The organism is Streptomyces coacervatus, from assembly GCF_029223485.1.
GTDB lineage: Bacteria > Actinomycetota > Actinomycetes > Streptomycetales > Streptomycetaceae > Streptomyces > Streptomyces coacervatus.
The window spans coordinates 144582-170183 of the sequence record NZ_JARHTP010000025.1; the positions used below are offsets into that span (position 1 = coordinate 144582).

General features: G+C 71.7%; 20 protein-coding genes, 2 rRNA genes and 1 pseudogene. 5 read left to right on the forward strand and 18 right to left on the reverse strand.

Annotated features, from left to right (window positions below):
• Positions 1 to 119: 119 nt before the first annotated feature.
• From P2Q00_RS43790 to pyrG, 3 genes are all read right to left on the reverse strand, one after another.
• Complete coding sequence (locus P2Q00_RS43790; protein WP_275780365.1) at positions 120 to 2195, reverse strand: tetratricopeptide repeat protein; 2076 nt, start codon at positions 2193 to 2195, stop codon at positions 120 to 122.
• Positions 2196 to 2357: 162 nt separating this feature from the next.
• Positions 2358 to 2984, reverse strand: coding sequence for an NUDIX domain-containing protein (locus tag P2Q00_RS43795; RefSeq protein ID WP_275780366.1), 627 nt, complete (start codon positions 2982 to 2984; stop codon positions 2358 to 2360).
• A gap of 94 nt (positions 2985 to 3078) precedes the next feature.
• Positions 3079 to 4728 (reverse strand): CTP synthase, encoded by a 1650-nt coding sequence (gene pyrG, locus P2Q00_RS43800; protein ID WP_275780368.1) that lies wholly within the window; start codon positions 4726 to 4728, stop codon positions 3079 to 3081.
• Between the two features lie 461 nt (positions 4729 to 5189).
• Here pyrG and P2Q00_RS43805 point away from each other — a divergent pair, with 461 nt between their 5' ends.
• Both P2Q00_RS43805 and P2Q00_RS43810 read left to right on the forward strand, forming a co-directional pair.
• On the forward strand, positions 5190 to 6992 hold the full coding sequence (locus P2Q00_RS43805) for a glycoside hydrolase family 15 protein (RefSeq protein ID WP_275780387.1): 1803 nt from the start codon (positions 5190 to 5192) through the stop codon (positions 6990 to 6992).
• Positions 6993 to 7089: 97 nt separating this feature from the next.
• Complete coding sequence (locus tag P2Q00_RS43810) at positions 7090 to 8472, forward strand: FAD-binding oxidoreductase (RefSeq protein ID WP_275780369.1); 1383 nt, start codon at positions 7090 to 7092, stop codon at positions 8470 to 8472.
• A gap of 124 nt (positions 8473 to 8596) precedes the next feature.
• On the opposite strand, the gene P2Q00_RS43815 is transcribed toward P2Q00_RS43810, so the two are convergent.
• The gene (locus tag P2Q00_RS43815; RefSeq protein ID WP_275780370.1) at positions 8597 to 9556 is read right to left on the reverse strand and encodes an LLM class F420-dependent oxidoreductase; all 960 of its coding nucleotides are present in this window, start codon (positions 9554 to 9556) and stop codon (positions 8597 to 8599) included.
• 82 nt (positions 9557 to 9638) lie between these two features.
• On the opposite strand from P2Q00_RS43815, the gene P2Q00_RS43820 reads away from it, so the two are divergent.
• Positions 9639 to 11294 (forward strand): PucR family transcriptional regulator, encoded by a 1656-nt coding sequence (locus tag P2Q00_RS43820; RefSeq protein WP_275780371.1) that lies wholly within the window; start codon positions 9639 to 9641, stop codon positions 11292 to 11294.
• A 12-nt stretch (positions 11295 to 11306) separates the two neighbouring features.
• On the opposite strand, the gene P2Q00_RS43825 is transcribed toward P2Q00_RS43820, so the two are convergent.
• The 6 genes from P2Q00_RS43825 to P2Q00_RS43850 all read right to left on the reverse strand — a co-directional run bounded on the left by P2Q00_RS43825 (position 11307) and on the right by P2Q00_RS43850 (position 17419).
• Positions 11307 to 12443, reverse strand: a complete 1137-nt coding sequence (locus P2Q00_RS43825; RefSeq protein ID WP_275780388.1) for a glycosyltransferase family 4 protein — start codon at positions 12441 to 12443, stop codon at positions 11307 to 11309.
• A 525-nt stretch (positions 12444 to 12968) separates the two neighbouring features.
• Positions 12969 to 13115 (reverse strand): hypothetical protein, encoded by a 147-nt coding sequence (locus P2Q00_RS50880; RefSeq protein WP_338059413.1) that lies wholly within the window; start codon positions 13113 to 13115, stop codon positions 12969 to 12971.
• Positions 13116 to 13436: 321 nt separating this feature from the next.
• Positions 13437 to 15155: a DNA repair protein RecN gene (recN, locus tag P2Q00_RS43835; protein ID WP_275780390.1), complete on the reverse strand. Its 1719-nt coding sequence runs from the start codon at positions 15153 to 15155 to the stop codon at positions 13437 to 13439.
• A gap of 203 nt (positions 15156 to 15358) precedes the next feature.
• Positions 15359 to 16264 (reverse strand): NAD kinase, encoded by a 906-nt coding sequence (locus tag P2Q00_RS43840; RefSeq protein ID WP_275780372.1) that lies wholly within the window; start codon positions 16262 to 16264, stop codon positions 15359 to 15361.
• Positions 16261 to 17076, reverse strand: coding sequence for a TlyA family RNA methyltransferase (locus P2Q00_RS43845; RefSeq protein WP_275780373.1), 816 nt, complete (start codon positions 17074 to 17076; stop codon positions 16261 to 16263). The genes P2Q00_RS43840 and P2Q00_RS43845 overlap by 4 nt, the downstream gene beginning before the upstream one ends.
• Before the next feature lie 7 nt (positions 17077 to 17083).
• Positions 17084 to 17419 (reverse strand): hypothetical protein, encoded by a 336-nt coding sequence (locus P2Q00_RS43850; RefSeq protein WP_275780374.1) that lies wholly within the window; start codon positions 17417 to 17419, stop codon positions 17084 to 17086.
• A gap of 42 nt (positions 17420 to 17461) precedes the next feature.
• Between P2Q00_RS43850 and P2Q00_RS43855 the strand changes: the two genes are divergently transcribed.
• On the forward strand, positions 17462 to 17809 hold the full coding sequence (locus tag P2Q00_RS43855; RefSeq protein WP_275780375.1) for an SCP2 sterol-binding domain-containing protein: 348 nt from the start codon (positions 17462 to 17464) through the stop codon (positions 17807 to 17809).
• Here P2Q00_RS43855 and P2Q00_RS43860 read toward each other — a convergent pair.
• The 4 genes from P2Q00_RS43860 to P2Q00_RS43875 all read right to left on the reverse strand — a co-directional run bounded on the left by P2Q00_RS43860 (position 17793) and on the right by P2Q00_RS43875 (position 21867).
• Positions 17793 to 18659, reverse strand: a complete 867-nt coding sequence (locus P2Q00_RS43860; RefSeq protein ID WP_275780376.1) for an ABC transporter ATP-binding protein — start codon at positions 18657 to 18659, stop codon at positions 17793 to 17795. The genes P2Q00_RS43855 and P2Q00_RS43860 overlap by 17 nt on opposite strands.
• Complete coding sequence (locus tag P2Q00_RS43865; RefSeq protein WP_275780377.1) at positions 18656 to 19693, reverse strand: FecCD family ABC transporter permease; 1038 nt, start codon at positions 19691 to 19693, stop codon at positions 18656 to 18658. Before P2Q00_RS43865 ends, P2Q00_RS43860 begins: the two co-directional genes overlap by 4 nt.
• Positions 19690 to 20733: a FecCD family ABC transporter permease gene (locus tag P2Q00_RS43870; RefSeq protein ID WP_275780378.1), complete on the reverse strand. Its 1044-nt coding sequence runs from the start codon at positions 20731 to 20733 to the stop codon at positions 19690 to 19692. The genes P2Q00_RS43865 and P2Q00_RS43870 overlap by 4 nt, the downstream gene beginning before the upstream one ends.
• Before the next feature lie 105 nt (positions 20734 to 20838).
• On the reverse strand, positions 20839 to 21867 hold the full coding sequence (locus P2Q00_RS43875) for an HAD hydrolase-like protein (protein WP_275780379.1): 1029 nt from the start codon (positions 21865 to 21867) through the stop codon (positions 20839 to 20841).
• A 72-nt stretch (positions 21868 to 21939) separates the two neighbouring features.
• Here P2Q00_RS43875 and P2Q00_RS43880 point away from each other — a divergent pair, with 72 nt between their 5' ends.
• On the forward strand, positions 21940 to 23232 hold the full coding sequence (locus P2Q00_RS43880; RefSeq protein ID WP_275780381.1) for a DUF1015 domain-containing protein: 1293 nt from the start codon (positions 21940 to 21942) through the stop codon (positions 23230 to 23232).
• A gap of 45 nt (positions 23233 to 23277) precedes the next feature.
• On the opposite strand, the gene P2Q00_RS43885 is transcribed toward P2Q00_RS43880, so the two are convergent.
• From P2Q00_RS43885 to P2Q00_RS43900, 4 genes and pseudogenes are all read right to left on the reverse strand, one after another.
• Positions 23278 to 24039, reverse strand: a complete 762-nt coding sequence (locus P2Q00_RS43885; protein ID WP_275780391.1) for a tetratricopeptide repeat protein — start codon at positions 24037 to 24039, stop codon at positions 23278 to 23280.
• 27 nt (positions 24040 to 24066) lie between these two features.
• A pseudogene (locus P2Q00_RS51215) lies at positions 24067 to 24804 on the reverse strand (tetratricopeptide repeat protein); the annotation flags it as partial.
• Positions 24805 to 25276: 472 nt separating this feature from the next.
• Positions 25277 to 25393: ribosomal RNA gene (rrf, locus tag P2Q00_RS43895) — 5S ribosomal RNA — on the reverse strand.
• A 104-nt stretch (positions 25394 to 25497) separates the two neighbouring features.
• Positions 25498 to 25602 (reverse strand): 23S ribosomal RNA (locus P2Q00_RS43900); the annotation flags it as partial.

Genomic DNA, 25602 nt, shown 5'->3' on the forward strand with positions numbered 1-25602 from the left:
GATGTGGGGCAATACAACACATACCCAGGCATGCACGAGCACACCGGGAGACACCGCAGGAGAAGGTGCGGCAGAGCCAGTCTAATGAAGGTGTTCTCTCTGTCTAGCCTTTCATTGCATCAATCTTCATCGGATGTACTACGGATTTCGCAGGCGTTAGCGTCTTGTTCCGAGGGATCAAGGGGTGCCGGCTCCGGTTCACCCTCCGCGCACTCCTCCCCCAGCAGCCGCTCGGCCGTGCCCCGGTGCAGCTGGGCCGAGGCGGGATCGCCCAGGTGCTCCAGGGTGTCGGCGAGCCGCAGCTGCAGCGCCGCCTGCAGCCGTACGTCCTCGGCGCGGCGCGCCCACTCCACCGCCTCGTGGCAGGTGCGCAGCGACTCCTCGGGCCGTCCCGCGTACTCCTGGACACGCGCGAGTTCGCTCAACGCCCGTGCGTGGGAGGCGATGTCGCCGTTCTTGCGGTGCCCTGCCATCGCCGCGCGCCAGCTGCGCTGGGCCTCGCCGTAGCGGCCCGCATAGGTGTGGGCGGCGGCGATGCGGCCGTAGAGCCGGGCGGCGGCCGGGCGCTCGCCCCGGGCCAGGCGCTGGGCGAGGGCGCGGCCGAACCAGTCGGCGGCCCGGTCGTAGTCCCCGGTCTCCAGGTGCGCGCCACCTACGGATTCCATTGCGCGACCGGTGGCGTACGGGTCATTTGCCTCCCGTCCGGCGTCCAGCGCGGCCCGGTAGCGCGCCAGCGCGTCCGTCGTACGGCCGGTCTGGGCGTCCAGGTCGCCGAGGTTCAGCAGGGCGGCGGCCTTCTCCCGTGGCAGGTTCCGCCGCTCCGCCACGTCCAGGACAAGCCGGTGGATGCCGTACAGGTCGGGGGCGGCGGCCCGGGTGCCGAAGTGCGCGACCATGGCCTTGACCAGCTGGGACATCAGCCGGCGGGCGAGGGTGTCCAGCTCCCCGTCGGCCACGGCGAGCCGGGCCGCGGCCAGCAGCGCGGGCCGGCGCAGACGCAGCCAGTCCTCGGCGGCCCGGGGGCTGGGAAAGCGCACCGCGCGCGGCATGCCCTGGAGCTTCTCGCGCGCCTCGGGGCTGTCCGTCTCGGTGATCACCCGGCACGACTGCAGCAGCCGTACCGTCCGCTCCAGCATGCGCGCGCGGGCCAGCTGCAGCTCGCCGGGGCGGTCCTGGGTCTGGGTGAGCGCCTTCAGCAGGGGGTACAGGCAGCCCGGCACCTCGTACTGCGGCATCGGCGAGCCCACCGCCCGTAGCAGGCCGAGGGCGACGAACTCGTCCAGTGCGGCGTGGGCGTCGCCGACCGAGCAGCCGGCGAGGGAGGCCGCGGTGTGCGGATCGACCAGTCCGGCCGGGGCGAGGGCGAGCAGCCGCAGCATCCGGGCGGACGGCGCGGGCAGCGAGGTGTAGACGAGCCGGAAGACCCGGCTGAGGGGCGTGCCCTCGTCACCCTCCGTGTGCAGATGTTTGGCCAGGTCGGCGACGGCCGCCTTGGGACGGGCGGCGAGCCAGCCGCCCGCCAGCGTCAGCGCGGCGGGGTGGGCCTGGCACTCCTCGACCAGACCCTCGGCGGCACGGGGGTCGACGGTGATGCGTACGGAGCCGGTGTGCCGGGTGAGCAGCTCCAGGCCGGACTTGGTGTCGAGGCCGCCGAGGGTGCAGGGGCGGACGTCGGAGATGCCGGTGAGGGGACCGCTGGACACGGCGACGACCAGGCAGTCCGGGGTGTCCGGCAGCAGGGCGTCGACCTGCTCGGCGTCCGCCGCGTCGTCGAGCAGCACCAGGGCCCGGCGGTCGGCTAGTGCGGTGCGCAGCGCCTCGGCCAGGTCGTCCGCGGCGGCTCCGGCCGGGGTGGGCAGCTGCAGGCCGGCGAGCAGTTCGCGGGCGGTGTGCTCGACCGGGACGGGGGTGCCGTCGGGCTCGCTCAGCCGCGCCCGGAGCACCACGTCGTCGTAACGGTCCGCAACCTGCCGCACCAGTTCCTCGGCGAGTGCCGTGCGCCCGGAACCGGGCCTGCCCGCGATGAGCAGTACGCGCGCGCGTGGGGCCTTGCGGCCGGAGAGGGTGTCCAGGCCCGCGCGCTCGATGTCGGCGCGGAGTTCCTTCAACTCCCTTGTACGGCCCAGGAACCGGCTCTCGTCAGCAGCGTGTCCCGACAGCCGTACACCGTCTGTGTCCACCGCCTGGTCCGTCACGGGCCACACTCCCGTCCCACCGCACGCGCAAGCCCGCCGGGACTCCGGTACCGGGCGTTAACAGAGCCTAGTTCACGCTCTGCAACGATCCTGGCGGAGCACGGCGGGCACATCCCCCGATCGGATCAGCCGATCGTCACACCGGTGAGGGTCGGGCGGCGTTCAGGACTCGAAGGGACGCGCGGGCCACGGCGCCTCGGCCGGGCGCAGTGCGTCGAGCCCGTCCCCGTGCTGCGCGGCGATCAGCGAAAGGACGCCCACGACAAGGCAGTTGTTGTGCAGCTCGCCCGCGAGGACACCCCGTACGAGTTCCTCGACGGGCACGCGCGCGAGTTCCATGTCGGCCTCTTCGTGCTCGACCTCGAAACGGTCGCCGTCGGCCTCGGACAGATCGCGGGCGAGGAAGATGCGCACGGCCTCGTCGCAGCCGCCGGGGGTGGTGTAGACGTCGGTCAGCACGCGCCAGTCCTCGGCCTTGACGTGCGCCTCCTCGTACAGCTCGCGCTGGGCGGCGTGCAGCGGGTTCTCGCCGGGCACGTCCAGGAGTCCGGCCGGGATCTCCCACAGCTTGTGGCGCACGGGGTGCCGGTACTGGCGGATGACCAGGACCCGGCCTTCGTCGTCGAGGGCGAGGACGGCCACCGAGCCGGGGTGGACCTGGTAGTCGCGGCGGGCCACATGTCCGTCGGGCATGACCACGTCGTCCGTGCGGACGGAGGTCTTGTTACCCACGAAAGGGGTGTCCGTCGCCCGGATCTCCCACTCTTCGGGGGTGTCCTTGATCGTCATGCCCTGTCCTCCCGCACGCTTTTGAAACACACCAAGTGAAGCGGGGCGCTCACCTTTTGAATGAGAGCGCCCCGGCCACCGTACAACTGGTGTGTTACTTGGAATTCTTCCGCTCGACCGAGGCCTTGACGAGGCCCGCGAACAGCGGGTGCGGCCGGGTCGGGCGCGAGCGCAGCTCCGGGTGCGCCTGGGTCGCCACCAGGTAAGGGTGCACGTCCCGCGGGTACTCCACGTACTCCACCAACTTGCCGTCGGGCGAAGTGCCGGAGAACAGGATCCCGGCCTTCTTCTCCAGCTCCGCGCGGTAGGCGTTGTTCACCTCGTAGCGGTGGCGGTGGCGCTCCTCGACGTACTCCTTGCCGTCGTAGACCTCGCGCACGATCGAGCCCTCGGCCAGCTTGGCCGGGTACATGCCCAGGCGCATCGTGCCGCCCATGTCGCCCTCGCCGGCGACGATGTCGAGCTGCTCGGCCATGGTGGAGATGACCGGGTGGCCGGTGGCGGAGTCGAACTCGGTGGAGTTGGCGTCGGTGATGCCGGCCAGGCTGCGCGCGGCCTCGATCACGATGCACTGCAGGCCCAGACAGAGGCCGAGCAGCGGGATCTTGTTCTCGCGGGCGTACTTGATCGCGCCGACCTTGCCGAGCACACCGCGATCACCGAAGCCGCCCGGGATGCAGATGCCGTCGACATCGCCGAGCTGCGCCGCGGCACCGGCCGGGGTCTTGCAGTCGTCGGAGGTGACCCACTTGATCTTCACACGGGCCTTGTTGGCGAAGCCGCCCGCGCGCAGCGCCTCGGTGACCGAGAGGTAGGCGTCGGGCAGGTCGATGTACTTGCCGACCAGCGCGAGGGTGATCTCGTGGTCGGGGTTGTGGACGCGGTCGAGCAGGTCGTCCCAGGTCCGCCAGTCCACGTCGCGGAACGGCAGGTCCAGCTTGCGCACGACATAGGCGTCCAGGCCCTCGCCGTGCACGGTCTTGGGGATGTCGTAGATCGAGCGGGCGTCGGGGCAGGCGACCACGGCGGCCTCGTCGACGTCGCACATCAGGGAGATCTTGCGCTTGATCGCGGTGGGGACCTCGCGGTCGCAGCGCAGCACGATGGCGTCCGGCTGGATACCGATGTTGCGCAGGGCCGCAACCGAGTGCTGGGTCGGCTTCGTCTTCAGCTCTCCCGAGGGGCCGATGTACGGCAGGAGCGAGATGTGGACGACGAAGACGTTGTCGCGGCCGACCTCGTGACGGACCTGGCGGACCGTCTCCAGGAAGGGCAGCGACTCGATGTCGCCAACCGTGCCGCCGACCTCAGTGATCACGACGTCGACCTCGTCGGTCGCCATGCGGCGGATACGGTGCTTGATCTCGTTGGTGATGTGCGGGATGACCTGCACCGTGTCACCGAGGTACTCGCCGCGCCGCTCCTTGGCGATCACCGTCGAGTAGACCTGGCCCGTGGTGACGTTGGCGGAGCCGTCCAGGTCGCGGTCGAGGAAGCGCTCGTAGTGGCCGATGTCCAGGTCGGTCTCGGCGCCGTCGTTGGTGACGAACACCTCACCGTGCTGGAAGGGGTTCATCGTGCCCGGGTCGACGTTCAGATACGGGTCGAGCTTCTGCATCACGACCCGCAGGCCCCGCGCCTTGAGGAGCATGCCCAGGCTGGAGGCGGTGAGGCCCTTGCCGAGCGAGGAGGCGACACCCCCGGTGACGAAGATGTGCTTGGTCGTCGTAGATTTCGGCGGCATGGCCAAGAGGGGGCTCCCGTGGTCGCGGTTTGTAGTGCGGTTCCGGGGATTTCTCGCCCACCGGTCCACGGGCTACCAGGGTATCAGCGCCCGGACGAGATGGCTTCCGGCCACGCTCCGCACACGAGTCACCACAGACCCGCACGGTCTTCCGGGTTTCTCACCCGTTGCTCACCCGTTCGGCCTATTCGGGTTGCCCGGAGCGGCACGCAGATCATCTACGTGCGTCGTATCCTGCTCGGACACTCGCTGCCGAGCCCGGCCGGCAACACGGCACCACCCCCGCCCGTACGCACCGGAACAACGAGAGCTCGTCAGTTCGTTGAGCACAAATTGTCGTTTTGCCACACAGCTGGACGGCTGCTTTGCTTCACCGCTCAACGACGCATTACAACGACCCCTTGACCGCACTAGCGACAGCCCCCTTTGGGGGTGACGTGGCCGTTCGACTGGAGTTGCACGTGGCCGGGCGCATCGAAGACTACGCACTCATCGGAGACATGCAGACCGCCGCTTTGGTCTGCCGGGACGGCACAGTGGACTGGCTGTGCCTGCCCCGCTTCGACTCGCACGCCATCTTCGCCGGCCTGCTGGGCACCGAGGAACACGGCTTCTGGCGGCTCGGCCCCGCCCACGCCTCCGACGCCCAGCCGCCCACGGCGGCCCGGCGCAGCTACCGCGGCGACTCGCTGATCCTGGAATCCGAGTGGGACACCCCGCGTGGCACGGTCCGAGTGACCGATTTCATGCCCCCGCGTGACGGCGCCCCCCAGCTGATCCGCATCGTGGAGGGCGTCTCGGGCCGCGTCCCGATGCGCTCGGCCCTGCGGATGCGTTTCTCGTACGGCAGGGTCGTGCCGTGGGTGCACAAGCACGAGGGCCGTACGGTCGCCGTCGCCGGTCCCGACTCGGTGTGGTTCGACACGGAGGCCGAGACCTACGGCAAGTCGCTGACCACGTATGCGGACTTCACGGTCGCCCCTGGTGACCGGATCGCGTTCACGATCTCGTGGGAACCCTCGCACAAGCAGCCGCCCGCGCTGCCGGAGCCGGAGCAGTCGCTCCAGGCGACGGAGGAGTTCTGGCGGGAATGGGTGGAGCACTGCACGTACCACGGCCCGTACCGCGAGGCGGTGATCCGCTCCCTGATCACGCTGAAGGCCCTGACGTACGCCCCGACCGGCGGCATCGTCGCCGCCCCCACCACCTCCCTGCCGGAGGACATCGGCGGCGTCCGCAACTGGGACTACCGCTACACCTGGCTGCGCGACGCGGCGATCACTCTGTCCTCCCTGCTGCGCACCGGCTACCGCGAGGAGGCCCGCGCCTGGCGCGAGTGGCTGCTGCGCGCGGTCGCCGGTGACCCGGAGAACCTGCAGATCATGTACGGCATCGCGGGCGAGCGCGAGCTCGGCGAAGCCGAGCTGGACTGGCTGCCCGGGTACGAGCACTCGGCGCCGGTGCGGGTCGGCAACGGCGCGGCCCACCAGCTCCAGCTCGACGTGTACGGCGAGGTCACCGAGGCCCTGCACCTGGGCCATATGACGGGCCTGGCCCGCAGCGACTACGCCTCCCTGCTGCAGCTCAAGCTGATCCGCTACCTGGAGCAGCACTGGGACGAGCCGGACGAGGGCATCTGGGAGGTGCGCGGCCCGCGCCGCCACTTCGTGCACTCCAAGGTCATGGCCTGGGTCGCCGTCGACCGAACCATCAAGCTCATCGAGTCCGGCGACGCGGACGGCCCGCTGGAGCGCTGGCGCGAGCTGCGCGACGACATCCACCGGGACGTGTGCGAGAAGGGCTACGACAAGGAGCGCAACACCTTCACGCAGTCGTACGGCTCGAAGGAGCTGGACGCCTCGCTGCTCCTCATCCCGCAGATGGGCTTCCTGCCGCCCGACGACAAGCGCGTGATCGGCACCATCGAGGCGATCCAGCGCGAGCTGTCCACGCCGGACGGCTTCATCCTGCGCTACCCGACGGAGGGTTCCAGCGAGGGCGTCGACGGCCTCCCCGGCGACGAAGGGGCGTTCCTGGCCTGCTCGTTCTGGATGGCGGACGACCTGGCGATGATCGGCCGCGTGGACGAGGCCCGCAAGCTGTTCGAGAAGCTTCTCGCGCTCCGCAACGACCTCGGCCTGCTCGCCGAGGAGTGGGACCCGCGCCGCCAGCGCCAGGTCGGCAACTTCCCGCAGGCCTTCAGCCACGTCCCGCTCATCGACACGGCGCTGCGTCTGACAGCGTCCGGGGCGTACGGCGGCTGAACCTTACCGACCGGTGACGTACGGCGGCTGAACAGGACCGCCGAACCGGGCCCGCCTACGCTGGAGCCAACAGCCCCTGTACGAAAGGGGGCGCCCCATGGCCTCCCCATCGAAGGCGGGCGCGGCCCTCACCGCGCTGCGCGAGGATCTGGTCGGCGACGTGTTCGCCCCGGGGGATGTCGGCTACGACGAGGCCCGCACCGTCTTCAACGCGATGATCGACCGGCGTCCGGCGGTGATCGCGCAGTGCGTGGACGAGACCGATGTCGTACGGGCGGTGCGTTTCGCACGGGACCTCGACCTGACCGTCGCGGTGCGCGGCGGCGGGCACAGCGTGGCGGGCATGGCCCTGAACGACGGCGGGCTCGTCGTCGACCTGCGCCATATGCGCGCCGTCACCGTCGACCCCGCGGCCGAGGCGGTGAGGATCGCGGGCGGCGCCACCATGAGCGACCTGGACCGCGCCACCGAGCCGCACGGCCTCGCCACCACCGGCGGCCGGGCCTCGACGACCGGCGTCGGCGGCTTCGTCCTGGGCGGCGGCACGGGCTGGCTGGACCGCAGCTGCGGCCTCGCCGTCGACAACCTCCTCGGCGTCGAACTGGTCACCGCCGACGCCACGCGCGTGCACGCCAACGCCGACGAGAACCCCGACCTGTTCTGGGCGCTGCACGGCGGCGGAGGCAATTTCGGCATCGCCACCGCGATCACCCTGAAGCTGCACGAGCTGCCACGGTTCTCCATCGCACTGGTGCTGTACCTCCCGGAGTTCGGCCGCGACGCCGTCCGCATCTACCGCGAGATCATCACCGCCGCCCCGGTGGAAGCGTCCGGCGCCGTCCTCTACGTCACCGGCCCGCCCGAGGACTTCGTACCCCCGCACCTGGTCGGCAAGTTGATGTGCGCCGCGCTCCTGGCGTACGCCGGCGGCGAGGAGGACATCCGCAAGCTGGCCGAGCCGCTGCTGGCGCTTCCGCACGAGGGGGAGATCGTCGGCGCGGTCCCGTACGCCGACTTCCAGACCATGTTCGACGACCCGCCGGACCTGCGGAACTACTGGTCGGCGGAGTATCTGACGGGCCTGCCCGACGAACTCGTGGAGGTCTACTGCGCCCGCGGGGACTCGATGCCCGTACCGACCGGAACCCAGCACGTGCTGTTCCCGCAGGGCGGCGCGATCGCCGACGGCCCCGCCGAGTACCCCGTGCCCTACCGGGACGCACCTTGGGCGGTGCACCCCTTCGGTATCTGGACGGACCCCGCCGACGACGAGCGCTGCATTCAGTGGGTACGGGACGTCCGCGCCGACGTCCGGCCGTGGAGCACCGGCGCGACCTACCTCAACTTCATCGGCGACGAGGGCCCCGAACGCGTGGTGGCCGGCCTCGGCGCGGAGCACACGGCCCGGCTGGCGGCCGTGAAGAGGCGGTACGACCCGGACAACGTGTTCCGGTTCAACCACAACATCAGGCCGGCCTGAGCGGTCCGGCTCCGCCGCGGGGCTGTGATGTGTCGTCGGCCGTCTGCTGCGCCGTCGTGGCTGGTCGCGCCCACGCGGCGGAGCCGCATATCGATACAGCCCCGCGCCCCTTTGGGGCGCTGGTTCAGACGCAGGCTCTCAGCGCCCCCAGCGTGCGCTCCCCCGCCGGATCTCCGGCCGTCGCCGGTACGAGGGCGATCTCGTCCAACCCGGCCTCGGCGTAGGCGTCGATGCGGGCGCGTACGGTGTCGAGGTCGCCGACCAGGCCGACCGTGCCCGCGGCCGCGGGCGGCAGGGCGCGCAGCAGAGTGTCGGGGTCGGCGCCGCCCGCGGCCAGCTCGACGGCCTCGCCGAAGCCGGCCGCGGTGAAGACGTCGCCGTAGCCCGGCACGGTCAGATACCCGACGACGCTCCGCAGGACCTGCGCGAGGGACTCCGGCTCGGGGTCGACGGCGGCGGGCAGCCAGGCAGCGAGTGTGGGCGGCGTACGGCCCGCCCTCTCGGCCGCCGCGACCAGCTTGGCGCGCAGTGTGCGCGCCTGCTCCGGAGTGACGATGTCGAGCAGCATGCGGTCGGCGTGCGCGGCGGCGGTGGCGATCGCGCGGTCCCCGAACGCGGCGACAGTGAGCGGGCCGCCGGGCGGCGACAGCCGGCGCCGGAAGGGGCTGCCGGGCACGACGGGCTCGCCCGGTGGGGCGTGGAGCAGCCCTCGCACGGCTGCCGCCGTCTCCTCCAGTACGGCCGCGGGGCGCGCCCGGGGCCGCCCGTGCACGCCCTCCACGACCCGTCTGCTGGAGGTGCCCAGCGCCACGCCGACCACCCGTCCGGTGACGGCGGCGACCGACGCGGCACCGCGGGCGAGGGTGTACGGGTCGCGCAGGGACACCGGGACGGGCCCTGCGGTCAGCGCGGCCCGTCCGGTGACCCCGCCGATCGCGGTGGCCAGCACGAAGGAGTCCCAGGTCGGCCCCTCCCCGGCCCATGCCTCCTGGTACCCGAGCCGGTCGGCGAGCGCCGCCACCCGCAACGGCTCATCCACCGGACTGTCGTCCTCCCGCCCCACGGCGACCACGCTGAAGTCCATGCTCCGGCCGCTACCCGGCCGCCGGAGCCCCAACCCTGCCCGGAGATGTCCCGGAGGGGCACGCGCGGGTAGCGTCCGGCTCATGGACAGCGGTACGGACAGCGGTACGAGCAGCAGATTCGACACGCAGGGCGCCGGGATCACCGTGCAGCGGGCGCTGGAGCTGCCCGGTCTGCGCAGCGGGCTGCCGGAGGTCCTCGCGGGCGCCGACCGGCTGCAGCGCACCGTGCGCTGGGTGCACGCGGGCGAGGTTCCGCACATCGCCTCGCTGCTGAAGGGCGGCGAGCTGCTGCTCACCACGGGCTATGGGCTCGGCACCCGGCCGGCCGAGCAGCGGGCGTTCGTCCGCACCCTGGCCGAGCGCGGCATCGCGGCCCTGGTCGTGGAGCTCGGCCCGCGCTTCACCCGCCTGCCCGCTGCGCTCGTCGACACGGCACGCGCAGCCGGGCTCCCGCTGGTCCAACTGCACCGCGAGGTGCCCTTCGTGGCGGTCACGGAGGAGGTCCACACCGAGATCGTCAACGGCCACTACGCGCTGCTGCAGCGGGCGGAGGAGGTGCACCGCCGCTGCACCGAGGCCCTGCTGGGCGGCGGCGGTGTGCCCCAGGTGCTGGGCATCCTGGCCGACTTCAGCGGCAACCCGGTCTTCCTGGAGACGACGGACGGGCAGCTGCTGTACGCCGCCGGGGCCGGCCCCGAGGGCGCGGACCCGCTCCAGGTGTGGGAGGGGCTGCGCGGCCAGCACAAGGACGCCCCGCCGCCGTCCGGGTCGGTCCTGGTGGACGTGCCCGGGGGCGGGCCGGGAACGAGTTCGGTACGGGCCCGCCTCATCCTCCTCCCCGTACGGGCCCCACTGGCCCCGGTGCACCGCATCGCCGCCGAGCGGGCGGCCGGCATTCTGGCCGTCGTCCTGATGCAGGCGCGGCAGGAGGAGGAGCTGGCTGCGCGCGGCCGCGGGGACTTCCTCACCGACCTCGCCGAGGGCCGTATCGCCGCCGAGGACGCGCCCGCTCAGGCACGCGTGCTGGGCTTCAAGCCCGGCAACAGCCCGCTGCTGCCGGTCGTCATGCGGCTGGGCGACACGCTGTCGCCGGGCGGCGGCTGGGCGGTGCTGGCCCGCGCGGTCGCGGAGGAGCTGGCGTCGGTGGGGGTTCCGGTCCTGTTGGGCGTACGGCCTGTCGAGGGCCGCGTGCCGCTGCTGCTGGGCCTGCGTGCGGAGTCGGAGCGGTCGACGGTGGCAGACCGGGTCGCGGCGGCGCTGCGGGCGGGCGTGGAGCGGGCGGGGATGCAGCGGCCCGGGGCGCAGCCGCCGGTGGTGGTCGTCGGGGTGGCGGGCGGCTGGGCGGCGGCGTCGGCGGGCCTCAGACACGCGGCGGAGACGGCGACGGCGGCGCAGGGCCTGTCGGACCGCCCCTGGTACGACGCCCGCCGCCTCGACATCGACCTCCTGCTCTGGCGGCTGCGCGACCACCCGGACCTGGCGGCCTTCGTGGACCGTGCGATCGGCCCGCTCCGCGACCACGACAACCGCTCCCGGCCGCCCCTCCTGCCCACCCTGGAGACGTACCTGGCGCATGCGGGCCGCAAGGCGGAGACGGCCCGCGAACTCCACCTCAACCGCCAGACCCTGTACAACCGCCTCGCCAGGATCGGCGAGTTGCTCGGCACGGACCTCGACGACCCGCAGACGGTACTGGCGCTGAGCCTGGCCCTGCGAGCGCGCCGGCACGTCCCGTAGCCGACACCTCCTTCAGGCGAACGGCCGGTGCTGGGTCAACTCGTCGTAGACGCTGAGCACTTGGGCGACCGTCTCGTCCTCGGTCGGCCAGGTGGCGGCCTGCCGGATGCCCTTCTCCCTGAGCAGCTCACGGCGCTCCGGATCGCCGAGGAGCCCGGCGACGGCGACGGCGAGGGCCTCGGCGTCTCCGTACGGGACGAGTTCGGCTGCGTCGCCGACGAGTTCGGGGATGCCGCCGACATGGGTCGCGACGAGCGGCACGCCCGCGTGGAGGGCCTCCTGGGCGAGCACGGAACGCGATTCCCAGCTGCTGGGCAGCAGCGCGAGATCGGCGGCGGCGAGCAGCTCGCTCACGTCGTCGCGCCGCCCGATGAGCCGGACGGGCAGCCCTTCGTCCTCGATACGGCGCTGCAGTACGGTCCGCAGCGGCCCTTCCCCCGCGATCACGACGAGCGGCACGGGGTCGAGGCGCCGCCACGCGCGCGTGGCGTCCAGCAGGGTGTCGTAGCCGCGGTGCCGGTCCAGGGAGCCGACGGCCATCAGCAACGGGCGGCCGGTGGCGCCCAGTTCGGCCCGGACCTTGGGGCTCGGCCGGTCGGGATCCTCCGGCTCCGCGGGCGGACGCGGTCCCGGCAGGGCCACGGCGGCCAGCCGCGCGTCCCGCGCCCCGGTCCGGCGGGCCCGGTCCACGAGGTCCGAGGTGGTGCCGAGCACGACGGTGGCGGCCTTCACCACACGCCGCTCCAGCAGCCGCAGCAGATGCGCCCGCGCTCCCTCCGCGTGCGCGCGGTTGTGCCAGGTCACGACGAGCGGGGTGCGCCGGCCGCTTAGGGCCAGCGCGGCACGGAAGGAGGCGTGCAACCCGTGCGCATGCACCAGATCGGCGTCCTTGCAGGCCTCCCGCAGCGCGGCCACGGCTCCTGGGTCGCTGCTGCGCGGCACGTGCACATGTTCGGCGCCGGTCCCCGCGAAGTCGTAGGCGTGATCGGCCTCGACGGGGGCGCACACGGTGACCCGCACGCCCCGCGCGACAAGCCCCGCCGCCAGCGAACGCACATGCGCGCTGCTGCCTGCGTTGCCGCCGCCCAGCACCTGCACGGTGCGCAGCGACGACTGGCCGTGCGGTGAGTGGCTGGTCACGGGGCTCACGTGGCCGGGGCTCCTGGTTCGGCGTCGGGCGGTCACGAAGAAAGTACAGAAGGATCGAGCGGAGGGGGTGTACCGCGCGTTTCCTCCACGTACTACGCCAAGGATGCCAGGACGTACGGGTGTTCCGGCAACGCGGAGGCCGCGGGAAACCCCAGGGAGCGCGCCGAGGCGGGGACAGGAGTCACTCACACGGGTGAGGAAGAGGTGGTTCCGGGGCGAGCGCGCAACCGGCGGCACCCCGCTGCCCCACGACCACGCCGCCTCGATCACCTTGCCACCGCAGGCCGCCGCGGCCACCAGTGCGGCGCAGTGGGCAACAAGCCCTGCCCGTCCGTTGCCCGCGACGACGGCGGCACCCAGGGCCGCGCCCCGTGCGTGCGCGCCGGTGTCTCCGATCACCGCGCGCTCACGGAGGCCGTCGGGCAGTACGGCCGCAGCGCCACCCATCGCGGCGGCCACCAGCTCAGTGCCGGGCCCCGGCGCAGCAGCACCGACACCCCGAACGCGATCACCGCTCCGGCAGCCCTACCCCGGAGCCAGGTCCACGAGGTTGACGAAGTGAGCAGCCCCGGCGATCACGATTCCCGCGAGCAGCTTGTCGAGAGGCCGTTCCGTGAACACCGCCCCGGCGACCAGCCCCGCCGCCGAGATCCCGAACAACTTGACCGTCACGCAGCACGCCGAGGTGCACCTTGAACCCCCGCCGGGGGCCACCGGCACGGGCCACGTCGCCATAGGGCACCACAGGCCCCGGCGGCCGGCACGGCGAACCGAAGAACCCGGCGGCGGGCCGGACCCGCCCGGCCGCAAGCACGACACCCGCCGCGGCACCGCTCCCGCCCACAACTCGGCCATACGACCGGCACAGTTCTTCCGCCGCCACCGATCGGCGCCGCCCGGCGCCACCTTCCCCAGGACGGCCATCCCGCGCGCGTGACGCCCACCGCAGAGGCGAGCACCTCGCCGGCGCCCACCCTGCACCGGCCCGCGCCGCTACACGTCCGCCCTGGCCGTCGCCAGCAACTCCTCCGCATGCGCCCGCGCGGTCTCCGAGTCCTCCTGGCCCGCGAGCATGCGGGACAGCTCCCGCACCCGTTCCTCGCCCTCGAGCACCTTCACGCCGGACCGTGTCACGGACCCGTCGTTCGTCTTCTCTACCAGCAACTGCCGGTCGGCGAAGGCGGCCACCTGCGGAAGGTGGGTCACGACCACGACCTGCGCGGTCTTCGCAAGCTTCGCCAGCCGCCGCCCGATCTCGACCGCCGCCTTGCCGCCGACACCGGCGTCGACCTCGTCGAAGAGATACGTCGGCACGGGATCCGTCCCCGCGAACACGACCTCGACGGCGAGCATCACGCGCGACAGCTCACCGCCGGACGCCCCCTTGGCGATGGGCCGCGGCGGCGCCCCCGGATGCGGGGCCAGCAGCAGCTCGACCTCGTCGACGCCGGACGGCCCGTAGGCGACCGTACGCCCGCCGACCTCCACGCCCTCCGGGTCCTCGGTCTGCCGAATGTCGAACGACACGCGCGCGTGCGGCATCGCGAGCGAGGCGAGCTCCGCGGTCACGGCAGCGGCGAACCGCTCCGCCGCCTCCGCCCGCGCATCCGTCAACGCCTGCGCCAGCCCGCCCAGTTCGGTCCGCAATGCATCCCGCTCGGCGGTCAACTCGTCGATCCGGTCGTCGTCACTGTCCAGCTCGGTCAGCCGCGTCGCCCCCTGCTCGGCCCACGCCAGCACCGCGGCGACGTCCTCGCCGTACTTCCGCGTCAGCGCACCCAGCGCGGCCCGCCGTTCCTCAACAGCCGCCAGCCGCAGGGGATCCGCGTCCAGGTCGTCGGCGTACCCCGCCAGCTCCCCGGCAACATCGCCCAGCAGAATCCCGATCTCCCCGATCCGATCGGCCAGCGCGGCCAACGCGGGATCGTGCGACCGAACGGCGTCCAGCGCCCGCTGAGCCCCCGCGACAAGCGTGGCGGCGTCGATCCCCTCGGGGTCCTCCGGATTACCGGCAAGGGCGGCATGAGCGGCCGTGGCGGCGGACGACAAGGCCTCGGCATGCCCGAGCCGCTCCGCCTCCTCCGCCAGCTCCACGTCCTCCCCGGCCCGCGGCTCCACACCGGCGATCTCGTCGAGCCCGTACCGCAGCATGTCGGCTTCCTGGGCCCGCTCACGCGCGCGCGTGACGATCTCCTCCAGCTCGACGGAGACGGCCCGCAGCCGCCGGTACGCCTCGCCGTACTTCGCCAGCGGCCCGGCGACGGCGTCACCCGCGTACCGATCGAGCGCCTGCCGCTGCCTGGACAGCTTCAGCAGCCCCTGCTGATCGGTCTGCCCGTGCACGGCCACGAGGTCGTCGGCAAGGTCGGCGAGCAACCCCACCGGCACGCTCCGCCCGCCCACATGCGCCCGCGACCGCCCCTCAGCGGAAACGGTACGGCTGATCAGCAGCGCCCCGTCGTCGAGCTCGGCCCCGGCCTCCTCGGCCCGTACGACGGCAGAGGCGCCCGCGGGAACGGCGATCCGCCCCTCCACGACCGCCTTCTCGGCCCCGATCCGCACGAGCGCCGGGTCCGCCCGACCGCCCAGCAACAGCCCGAGGCTGGTGACCACCATGGTCTTGCCCGCACCCGTCTCACCGGTGACGGCAGTGAACCCGGGCGACAGCTCGACGACCGCATCGTCGATGACTCCGAGCGACCGTATCCGCATCTCCTCCAACACGAACACGACCTTACGAGGTCGAGGGCGCCGAGTGCGACGCCCCCCGTCTCGGTTGTGTGAAGGTGCAGGTGACGAATGCACATCGACAGCACATTGTCACTCGGCCGAGTGCAACACCCTCAGGGGCGCGGGGAACTGCGCGACAAGCCACAACGAACCCGCACGCGCCGACGATCCTCCCGCCCCGAGCTCTAGTGCGGAGCCCCCCGCCACCCAGAAACCGGCAACGCAAACTTCGCCACAAGCCGATCGGTAAATGACGCATGGTGCAGTCGGGCAAGCCGCACCGGCACAGCCCCCCGCCGCACCTCAACCCTGGCCCCCGGCGGCAACTCCACCGTCCGCCGCCCGTCACACCACAAAACCCCCGGCGGAATATGAGGCAGCACCTCAACCGCCAGCACCGAATCCGGCGACGTGACCAGCGGCTTCGCAAACAGCGCGTGCGCCGAAATCGGCACCATCAACAGCGCCTCGACCTCCGGCCACACCACAGGCCCACCCGCGGAGAACGCATAAGCGGTCGACCCCGTCGGAGTGGACAGCACAATCCCGTCACACCCGAACCCCGTAACCGGCCGCCCGTCGATCTCCAGCACGACTTCCAACAGCTTCTCGGCACCGGCCTTCTGCACCGCCGCCTCGTTCAGCGCCCAGTCCGTATGCACGATGTTCCCGTTCTGATGAACGACGACATCGACGGTCATCCGCTCCTCGACCTCGTACGCCTTCGTCACCACCCGGTCGACGACCTTGTCGAGATCGTCCCGCTCGGCCTCGGCGAGGAACCCGACCCGCCCGAGGTTGACGCCGAGCATCGGCACCCCGGACGCCCGGGCGAACTCGGCGCCGCGCAGCAGCGTCCCGTCACCGCCCAGCACGATGAGCAGCTCGCACCCGTCGAGACACTGCGGAGTGGCCTCCTTGACCAGCTCCACCTCTTCGGGCAGCGGGAGATCGGCGGCCTCGTACTCCAGCACCCGCACGCCGATGCCCTCACGCAGCAGCCCCTTCACCACCAGCTCGGCGCTGCGGATGGCCGCAGGCCGCCCGGTGTGGGCGAGCAGGAAAACAGTACGAGCTCGGTTCTGTGTCAACGCGGCCCCTCCGCCACTGCACGGTCAACGTCGGCCGGGTCCAGTTCGGGTGCCCCGGTCCGCAGCCACAGAAAGTACTCGACATTCCCGGATGGTCCGGGCAACGGACTGGCGGTGACACCCTTCACCCCGAGCCCGAGTTCCCACGCCTTGTGGGCCACGCCCCGCACGGCCTCAGCGCGCAGCTGCGTGCTCCGTACGACTCCCCCGCTGCCCAGCCGTTCCTTCCCCACCTCGAACTGCGGCTTGACCATCATCACCAGGTCGGCGTCCGGCTTCACACACCGCACCAGGGCGGGCAGCACCAGCCCGAGCGGGATGAAGGACAGATCCCCCACGACAAGATCCACAGGCTCACCATCGATCTCTTCAAGCGTCAACTCGCGTACGTTCGTACGGTCCTTGACGGTGACGCGTTCATCGCTCTGAAGAGTCCAGGCAAGTTGTCCGTATCCGACGTCGACGGCGACGACGTGCGCCGCCCCCGCTCGCAGCAGGACGTCGGTGAAGCCGCCGGTCGACGCGCCGGCGTCGAGCGCCCGCCGCCCCTCGACCACCAACCCCTGCGGTACGAACGCCTGCAGCGCGCCCGCGAGCTTGTGCCCACCCCGGGACACGTACTCGGGATCGCTGTCGTCGGTCGTGACGACGATCGCCGCCGCGGTCTCCACCTGCGTGGCGGGCTTGGTCGCGACGGTCTTGCCGACGGTGACCCGCCCGGCCGCGATCAGCTGGCTGGCGTGCTCACGCGAGCGCGCAAGCTTCCGGCGGACCAGCTCCGCGTCCAGACGGCGGCGTGCGACTCCTGCCACGTTCGGTTCAGCTCCTATTGCCATACGAGGGTGAAGGCGCCCTCTGGTCATACGACGGTGAGGGCGCCGGGGGTCCCGGGCGGGAGTCGAGCGCGGTCAGCGCGTCGCGCAGCCCCCGGTGTACATCCTCGTACACCTCGAGGTGTCCGTCGGTGGCGAGGTGATCGGCGTCACCGAGGCGCTCCAGCTGGGCGTCCACGTCGGCGTTGCCGGTCGGAGTACGGTCCACATTCAGCGGCGCGGGGGCGGCAGGGTCGTACCCGGATTCCTGCTCGGGCGCGTGCTCGGGTTCGACTTCGGCCGTTTCGTCCCCCACCGTGGCCTCGGGCACAGAGTCGCTCATGCCCAGACGCTACCCCGAACCGCTGGGGTACCGTCGATCGCGATGGCCACGATCGAGGAGTGCCGCGCCGCACTCGAAAAGCTCTCGGACAACATGCAGACCGCCGAAGGGGACGTCCGCACGGCCGCGGCCCTGGACCGCTCGGTGAGCTGCCGGATCACCGACCTCGACATCACGTTCGTCGGCAGGATGACGGGCGGCCGGATCGTCGTGCACGACACGATCCAGGGCCCTCCGCAGGAGAAGGCCCAGATCAGACTGACCATGAAGGGCGACGACCTGGTGGCGATGGTCAACGGCGAACTGAACTTCGCCAAGGCCTGGGGCTCGGGCCGGGTCAAGCTGGAGGCCGGCCTGCGCGACCTGTTCCAGCTCAGGAAGCTTCTGTAGCCGCCACCCGCGCGCGTGCTTTCCGCGCCGCCGGCACCACCAGCGGTGTCCCCGTCTCCGGGTCGTCGATGACCTGGCAGCGCAGCCCGAAGACCTCCTCGACCAGTTCGGCCGTGACGATGTCGTTCGGCGCGCCCTCGGCGACGATCCGCCCGTCGCGCAGCGCGATGAGATGGGTGGCATACCGGGCGGCGTGGTTGAGGTCGTGGAGCACGGCGACGAGCGTGCGGCCCTGCTCCTCGTGCAGTTCGGCGCACAGGTCGAGGACATCGATCTGGTGCTGGATGTCCAGGTATGTCGTCGGTTCGTCGAGGAGCAGCAGCGGGGTCTGCTGGGCGAGCGCCATGGCGATCCACACGCGTTGCCGCTGACCGCCCGACAATTCATCGACATAGCGATCGGCGAGTTCGGCGACCCCGGTCTGCGCCATCGACTCCTGTACGACCCGCTCGTCCTCGGCCGACCACTGGCGCAGGATGCCCTGGTGCGGGTAGCGGCCGCGGCCCACCAGGTCGGCGACGGTGATGCCGTCGGGCGCGATCGACGACTGCGGCAGCAGGCCCAGTGTCCGCGCGACCTTCTTCGCCGGCATCGACTGGATGACCTGCCCGTCCAGCAGCACCCGGCCCCGGCTCGGCTTCAGCATCCGTGACAGAGCCCGCAGCAGCGTGGACTTGCCGCACGCGTTCGGGCCGACGATCACGGTGAACGAGTTGTCGGGGATCTCCACCGAGAGCTGCTCGGCGATGACCCGCTGGTCGTAGGCGAGGGTGACGTCCTCGGCGGACAGGCGGTTCACAGTGCTCCTTTGGTGGTTCAGCCCGCTGTTGGTGGCGCCGTCGGCGCTCATATCCGGCCCGCCCTGCGCTCGGTGACCAGCAGCCACAGCAGATAGACACCGCCGAGGACTCCGGTGACCACGCCCACGGGCAGCTGGTCGGCGCCGAAGGCCCGCTGCGAGATCCAGTCGGCGGTGACCAGCAGGGCGGCGCCCATGCACAGGGACGACAGCAGGTTGGGGCCGGGCGAGCGGGTCAGTCGGCGGGCGAGCTGCGGCGCGGTGAGCGCCACGAAGCTGACGGGCCCTGCGGCCGCGGTGGCGGTCGCGGTGAGCAGCACGGCGGCCACCATCAGCAGCGCCCGTACGCGCTCCACCCGCACCCCGAGGGCGTTGGAGACGTCGTCGCCCATCTCCATCATCCGCAGCCCGCGCGCATTGGCGAGGACCAGCGGTACGAGTACGGCGCACAGCCCGAGCAGCGGCCAGACCTGCTCCCAGTCGCGGCCGCTGAGGGACCCGGTCATCCAGACGACCGCGCGGGCGGCGTCGACGATGTCGGAGACGGTGAGCAGATAGCCGTTGACCGCCGTGACGATCGCGGAGACGCCGATACCGACCAGGACCAGTCGATAACCGTGCACGCCCCGCTTCCAGGCGAGCAGATAGATGGCAAGCCCGGTCGCCAGACCGCCCACGAGCGCGCCCATGGTGACCTGGGCCGCGCTCCCGGAGAACAGCACGATCATCACGAGCGCCCCGGCCGTCGCGCCCTGCCCGAGGCCGAGCACGTCCGGGCTGCCCAGCGGATTGCGGGTGACGGCCTGGAACAGGGCGCCGCCGAGGCCGAGCGAGGCGCCGACCAGCAGTCCGACCAGGACGCGCGGCAGCCGCAGCTCGTTGACGATGAACTCCTGTCCCGCGTTTCCGTTCCCGGCCAGGGTCTTCAGCACATCGCCGGCCGAGATCGGGAAGTCGCCGGTGCCGATCAGCAGGACACTCGCGGCGAGCGCGGCGAGCAGCAACAGGACGACTACGGTGACGGCCCGGACGTCCAGGCGCACGGAGAGCCCGCCCGGCGTCCTCATCACACGGTTGCTCTTCACAGCTGCGCCGTCCTGCCCCGTCGTACCAGAAAGATGAAGACCGGGCCGCCGATGATCGCGGTGATGATGCCGACCTGAAGCTCCGAAGGACGGGCGACGACGCGGCCGATGACATCGGCGCCGAGCAGCAGCGCGGGCGACAGGATCGTGGCGTACGGCAGGATCCAGCGCAGGTCGGGCCCGGTGAAGGACCGTACGACGTGCGGGACCATCAGCCCGACGAACGCGATCGGCCCACAGGCGGCGGTCGCCGCCCCGCACAGCACGACGGCGGCGAGCATGGACAGGGCCCGGGTCCGGTTCAGGTTGGCGCCGAGGGCCTTGGCGGTGTCGTCGCCCATGGCCACGGCGTTCAGCGGCCGGGCGAGCCCGAGGGCGAGGACCGTGCCGACCGCGAGGAACGGCAGCACCTGCAGGATGGTCGAGTCGGTCGCCGAGGAGAGCGAACCGACCGTCCAGAAGCGCATCTTGTTGAGCGCCGCATCGTCCGTGATCATCACGGCCTGCAGATAGCCGTACAGCGCGGCGCTGATGGCGGTACCGGCGAGCGCAAGCCGCACCGGCGTCGCGCCCCGGCTGCCGCCGAGGAACCAGACCAGCGCCCCGACGGCTGCCGCCCCGAAAAAGGCGAACCAGACATAGCCGTCGAGGCTCGTGACACCGAAGTACGTCATGGCCGTGACGACCGCGGCCGACGCACCCGCGTTGATACCGAGCAGTCCGGGGTCGGCCAGCGGATTGCGAGTGAGCGCCTGCAGCACCGCCCCGGACAGACCGAGCGCCGCACCGGCGAGCAGTCCCAGAACGGTCCGTGACAGCCGCTCGTCGACCACGACGTCTCCGTACGTCCCCGTGTCCTGGAACAGCCCGTGCCAGACCTGCTCCAGGGACAGCTCTTTGGCGCCGATCGCGATGCTCGCCAGCGCGACGAGCACCAGCACGGCGACGGAGACGAGGAGCCCAAAGGCCCGTATCGCCCGGCGGGTTGGGGGCGCGGGGGCGGTCTCCGCGCGCGGTTCGGGAGGACTGTCGACCAACACGAGGTTAGGTTAGCCTACCCTCGCATCAACCCTCGATTCCTGGTCGCGACGGCCGGGCGACCAAGCAGGTGCCCCCGTCCACCGCCCGCCCTGTGCGTCGTCGGCTCACAACTCCAATCGGGCCAGCGCCTTCCCCGCATCCAGCTCGCACACGCCCTCGCCGGCCGCCGTCCAGGCCGCGGCGCACAGCGCCCGCAGTCCGTCCAAGGCCTCGCCCTCGCCGTCCAGTTCAAGCCGGTCCGCACCCGCCGTGGCCGTCCAGCCGCCGCACCGGAAGCCGTCCCCTGCCTCGGTGACCTCCGGCTGTCCCGTGAGCAGCCCCCGCAGATCCGCGTCGACGTACGTCGGCCGATGCTGCGGCGGCGCGGCGAGCAGCTGCGCGCCGTCGGTGACGCCGGTCAGGACGAGCAGCGAGTCGACCTCCCCGTTGAACGCGCCCTCGATGTCCGTGTCCAGCCGGTCCCCGACCACCAACGGCCGCTCGGCGCCGGTCCGCAGGATCGTCTCGCGGTGCATGGGCGGCAACGGCTTGCCCGCGACCTGCGGTTCGCCGCCGGTCGCTATCCGCACGACCTCCACCGCGGCCCCGTTCCCCGGCGCGATCCCGCGTGCACTCGGAATCGTCAGGTCGGTATTGGACGCGTACCAGGGCACCCCACGCGCAATCGCGTAGCAGGCCTCGGCAAACCGCCCCCAGGGCAACTCGGGCCCGCCGTAACCCTGCACGACCGCCGCCGGACCGTCCTCCGCCGACTCGACGGGCACAAGCCCCCGCTCCCGCAGCGCGACCCGCAGCCCCTCCCCACCGATCACCAGCACCCGCGCCCCCGCCGGAACCTGCTCGCTGATCAGCCGCGCGACCGCCTGCGCGGAGGTGATGACGTCATCGGCCTCGGTCGGTATCCCCAGCTCGGTCAGATGGTCCGCCACCGTGTCCGGCGTGCGCAGCGCGTTGTTGGTGACGTACGCGAGATGCATCCCGCCCGCACGGGCAGTGGCCAACGACTCGACCGCGTACGCAATGGCGTTCCCGCCCGCGTACACGACACCGTCCAAGTCGAGCAGCGCCGTGTCGTACGCCTCGCTCAGGGCCTGGCCACTGCCCTCGGGCCTCGTCCTGACGCTCTGGCTCATTCCACATCGCTCCTCGTTCGACGGCTTTCCCCCGATCATCCCTCACGCCACTGACACACGTACGATGCCGGGATGAACACAGCAGGTCACTCGGAAGCAACGGTGCGCCGAGGCCTGGAACTCACCCCGTTCCGAGGCCTTCGCTACGACCCCGACCGGGTCGGCAGCCTCGCCGCCGTGACGTCCCCGCCGTACGACGTCGTCGTACGCCCCGACGGCCTGCACCACCTCGAGTCCGCAGACCCGCACAACATCGTCCGCCTGATCCTGCCGCAGGCCACCACCCCCATCGCCCGCAACGAACAGGCCGCCGACACCCTGCGCCGCTGGCTCTCCGAGGGCGTTCTGACCACCGACCCCGAACCCGGCCTGTACGTCTACGAGCAGCGCGACGGCGACGGAATGCTGCAGCGCGGCATCATTGGCGCGCTGCGCGTCTCGGACCCGTCGGAGGGTGTGGTCCTCCCCCATGAGGACGTGATGCCGCATGTGGTCGCCGACCGCGCGGCCCTGATGCGCGCCACCTCCGCGAACCTCGAGCCCTTGCTCCTCACCTACCGCGGCAACGGCTCGGCATCGGCGGCGACCGAGTTCGTGGAACGCGTCGCCGGTCGGCCCCCGCTCCTCGCCACCACCACGGAGGACGGCTTCAGCCACCGCCTGTGGTCGGTCACCGACCCGGCCGACCTCGCCCGGATCCAGTCCGACCTGGCCCAGCACCAGGCCCTGATCGCCGACGGCCACCACCGCTGGGCGACATATCGCCGGCTCCGCACGGAGCACGCCTCCCCCAGCCCCTGGGACTACGGCCTCGTCCTCCTGGTCGACACGGCCCGCTACCCACTGCGCGTCCGCGCCATCCACCGCCTTCTGCACGGCCTGCCGGTCGCCGACGCCCTCGCCGCCCTGGAGGGCCTGTTCCGCATACGGCACTTGCCCGTGCCCTTGCCGGAGGCCCTGGACGCACTGGCGGACGCCGCCTGCGCCGGCAACGCGTTCCTGCTGGCCGGAGACGGCGCCTTCCACCTGCTCGACCGCCCGGACCCGGACCTCCTGGCCCGCACGATCCCCGCCGAGCGCCCCACCGCCTGGCGCACCCTGGACGCCACGGTCCTGCACTCCGCTCTCCTGGACCATGTCTGGCACATCCCCGAGGACGACCCCGCCCGCATCGCCTACATCCACGACACGGCGGCCACGGTCGAGAAGGCGGAACGCGACGGCGGTACGGCCGTCCTGATGCACCCGGTCCGCGAGGAGGTCGTCCGCGACCTGGCCCGCCAGGGCGTGACGATGCCCCGCAAGTCGACGTCGTTCGGCCCGAAGCCGGCCTCGGGACTGGTGCTGCGCGCGCTGGACCTCTGACATGCAAAAGGGCGGGACCTCAACGGTCCCGCCCTTCCTCACAGGTCAGTCCTTGTCGTCCTCGACCTCTACCTCGACCTCGGCTTCGGCTTCGGCTTCAGCCTCGGGACCGTCACCCTCGTCGGTCTCCTCGAAGGCGTCCACGAACTCCACTCCGTCCAGCTCGGCGAGCCGGTCCGAGGCATCCGTGCTGCCGTCCTTGTCGGCCTCGACGGCCTTCGCGAACCACTCCCGTGCCTCGCCCTCGCGACCCGCGGCGAGAAGCGCGTCGGCGTACGCGTACCGCAGTCGCGCGGTCCACGGCTGCACGGAGCTGGAGGCGAGCTCGGGGCTCTGCAGCGTCACGATCGCCGCGTCGAGCTGTCCCATGTCGCGCCGGGCGCCGGCCGCGACCAGCCGCATCTCGACCTGTCCGGCCTTGTCCAGCTTCTGCACCTCGGGCGCCCCGGCCATGTCCAGCGCCTTCTCCGGCCGCCCGAGCCCACGCTCGCAGTCGGCCATGACGGGCCACAGCTCCGCGCTGCCGGTCATCCGCCGCGCGGCCCGGAACTCGGCAAGCGCCTCCGAGTACTTCTGGTTGGCGTACGCCGCGAACCCGCCCGCCTCACGGACGGCGGCGACACGCGACGCCAGCCGCAGCGCCACCTTGGAGTAGGCGTAGGCGCTCTCGGGGTCCTCATCGATGAGCCGGGCGACCATCACCAGGTTCTTGGCGACGTCCTCCGCAAGCCCCTTCGGCAGGCTCAGCAGCTCCTGCCGTACGTCCTTGTCGATCTCCTCGCCGGTGACGTCCTCGGGGATGGGCAGCCGCTTGATCGGCTCCCGGTCGCGGTCACGGTCCCGCTCGTCACGTCGGCCGTACCCGCCACCGCCACGCCGGTCGTCACGCCCCCGGAAGCCTCCGGGGCGACCGCCACGGTCGTCACGACGGGGGCCTCCGCGTCCACCACGGTCATCACGGCCACGGAACCCACCGCGCTCGCCCCGGCTGTCGTCCCGCCGGAAGCCCCCGCGGTCGCCTTCCCGGCGCTCGCCACGGTCGTCGCGGCGGAAGGGCGGACGATCCGAACGCTCTCCACGGTCGTCACGGCGGAACGCGGGACGATCCCCGCGGTCTCCGCGGTCTGCACGCTCGTCACGCCGGAAGGGCGGGCGATCCGAACGGTCTCCGCGGTCGTCCCGTCGGAAGGACGGACGATCGCCACGCTCCCCCCGGTCGTCGCGCCGGAAGCCGCGGTCACGGTCGTCGCCACGGAAGCCGCGGTCACGGTCGTCCCTGCGGTCGTCGCGGCGACCGTAGCCACCACGGTCGGAACCCCCGCGGTTGTCGTCACGCCGGTCGTCCCGACGATCATCCCGACGGAAACCGCCACGGTCACCGCGGTCGCTGCGCTCATCGCTCCGGCGGTCGTCCCGCCGGCCGTACCCGCCGCCTCGGTTGTCGTCCCGCCGGAAACCACCGCGATCGTTGTCGCGCCGCTCTCCGCCGCGGTCGTCACGGCGGAAGGTGGGGCGGTCCCCACGGTCTCCGCGGTCGTCCCGTCGGAAGCCGCGGTCCCGGTCGCGGTCGTCCCGACGCGGCCCACGGTCACGGTCGTCGCGCTGGAATGCCGGACGGGAGCCACGGTCGCCCTCGCGCCGGTCGTCACGTCGGCCGTACCCGCCACCCCGGTTGTCGTCCCGCCGGAAACCTCCCCGGTCCCCGCGGTCGTCACGCGGACGGTCGTCACGCGGACGGTCGTCACGCGGACGGTCGTCACGCCGACCATGTCCGCCGCGGTTGTCGTCGCGGCGGCCGTAGCCACCACGGTCGGAACCACCGCGGTTGTCGTCACGCGGTCGGTCGTCCCGACGGAATCCACCGCGGTTACCGCCGCGGTCACCGCGGTCCCCACTGTCCCGTCGCCGCTGGTCGCGCTCCGGTCGGTCGTCGGGAGAGTTGGTGGACATCGGTGACTCCTGTCTTCGGTACTGCAAGCATTGTAAAAACAAAAGGACCCCTGGTCCCAGCTGAACGCTGGGACCAGGGGTCCTTCCAAAGATTGTTCGGCGGCGTCCTACTCTCCCACAGGGTCCCCCCTGCAGTACCATCGGCGCTGTAAGGCTTAGCTTCCGGGTTCGGAATGTAACCGGGCGTTTCCCTCACGCTATAACCACCGAAACCCTAATGGTTTCGAGCGAACAAGCACACTCTTCTGTTATGTGTTCTGCTCAAAGCCGACAACGGTCGTTGTCTCAGAACTAACACAGTGGACGCGAGCAACTGAGGACAAGCCCTCGGCCTATTAGTACCGGTCACCTCCACACCTTGCGGTGCTTCCAGATCCGGCCTATCAACCCAGTCGTCTACTGGGAGCCTTACCCCATCAA

What these genes read in the sequence shown, in the direction of transcription:
- P2Q00_RS43795 (WP_275780366.1), bottom strand. Translation starts at nt 2,984, where the DNA reads ATGACGATCAAGGACACCCCCGAAGAGTGGGAGATCCGGGCGACGGAC.
- pyrG (WP_275780368.1), bottom strand. Translation starts at nt 4,728, where the DNA reads ATGCCGCCGAAATCTACGACGACCAAGCACATCTTCGTCACCGGGGGT.
- P2Q00_RS43810 (WP_275780369.1), top strand. Translation starts at nt 7,090, where the DNA reads ATGGCCTCCCCATCGAAGGCGGGCGCGGCCCTCACCGCGCTGCGCGAG.
- P2Q00_RS43815 (WP_275780370.1), bottom strand. Translation starts at nt 9,556, where the DNA reads ATGGACTTCAGCGTGGTCGCCGTGGGGCGGGAGGACGACAGTCCGGTG.
- P2Q00_RS43820 (WP_275780371.1), top strand. Translation starts at nt 9,639, where the DNA reads ATGGACAGCGGTACGGACAGCGGTACGAGCAGCAGATTCGACACGCAG.
- recN (WP_275780390.1), bottom strand. Translation starts at nt 15,155, where the DNA reads ATGCGGATACGGTCGCTCGGAGTCATCGACGATGCGGTCGTCGAGCTG.
- P2Q00_RS43850 (WP_275780374.1), bottom strand. Translation starts at nt 17,419, where the DNA reads ATGAGCGACTCTGTGCCCGAGGCCACGGTGGGGGACGAAACGGCCGAA.
- P2Q00_RS43855 (WP_275780375.1), top strand. Translation starts at nt 17,462, where the DNA reads ATGGCCACGATCGAGGAGTGCCGCGCCGCACTCGAAAAGCTCTCGGAC.
- P2Q00_RS43860 (WP_275780376.1), bottom strand. Translation starts at nt 18,659, where the DNA reads ATGAGCGCCGACGGCGCCACCAACAGCGGGCTGAACCACCAAAGGAGC.
- P2Q00_RS43875 (WP_275780379.1), bottom strand. Translation starts at nt 21,867, where the DNA reads ATGAGCCAGAGCGTCAGGACGAGGCCCGAGGGCAGTGGCCAGGCCCTG.
- P2Q00_RS43880 (WP_275780381.1), top strand. Translation starts at nt 21,940, where the DNA reads ATGAACACAGCAGGTCACTCGGAAGCAACGGTGCGCCGAGGCCTGGAA.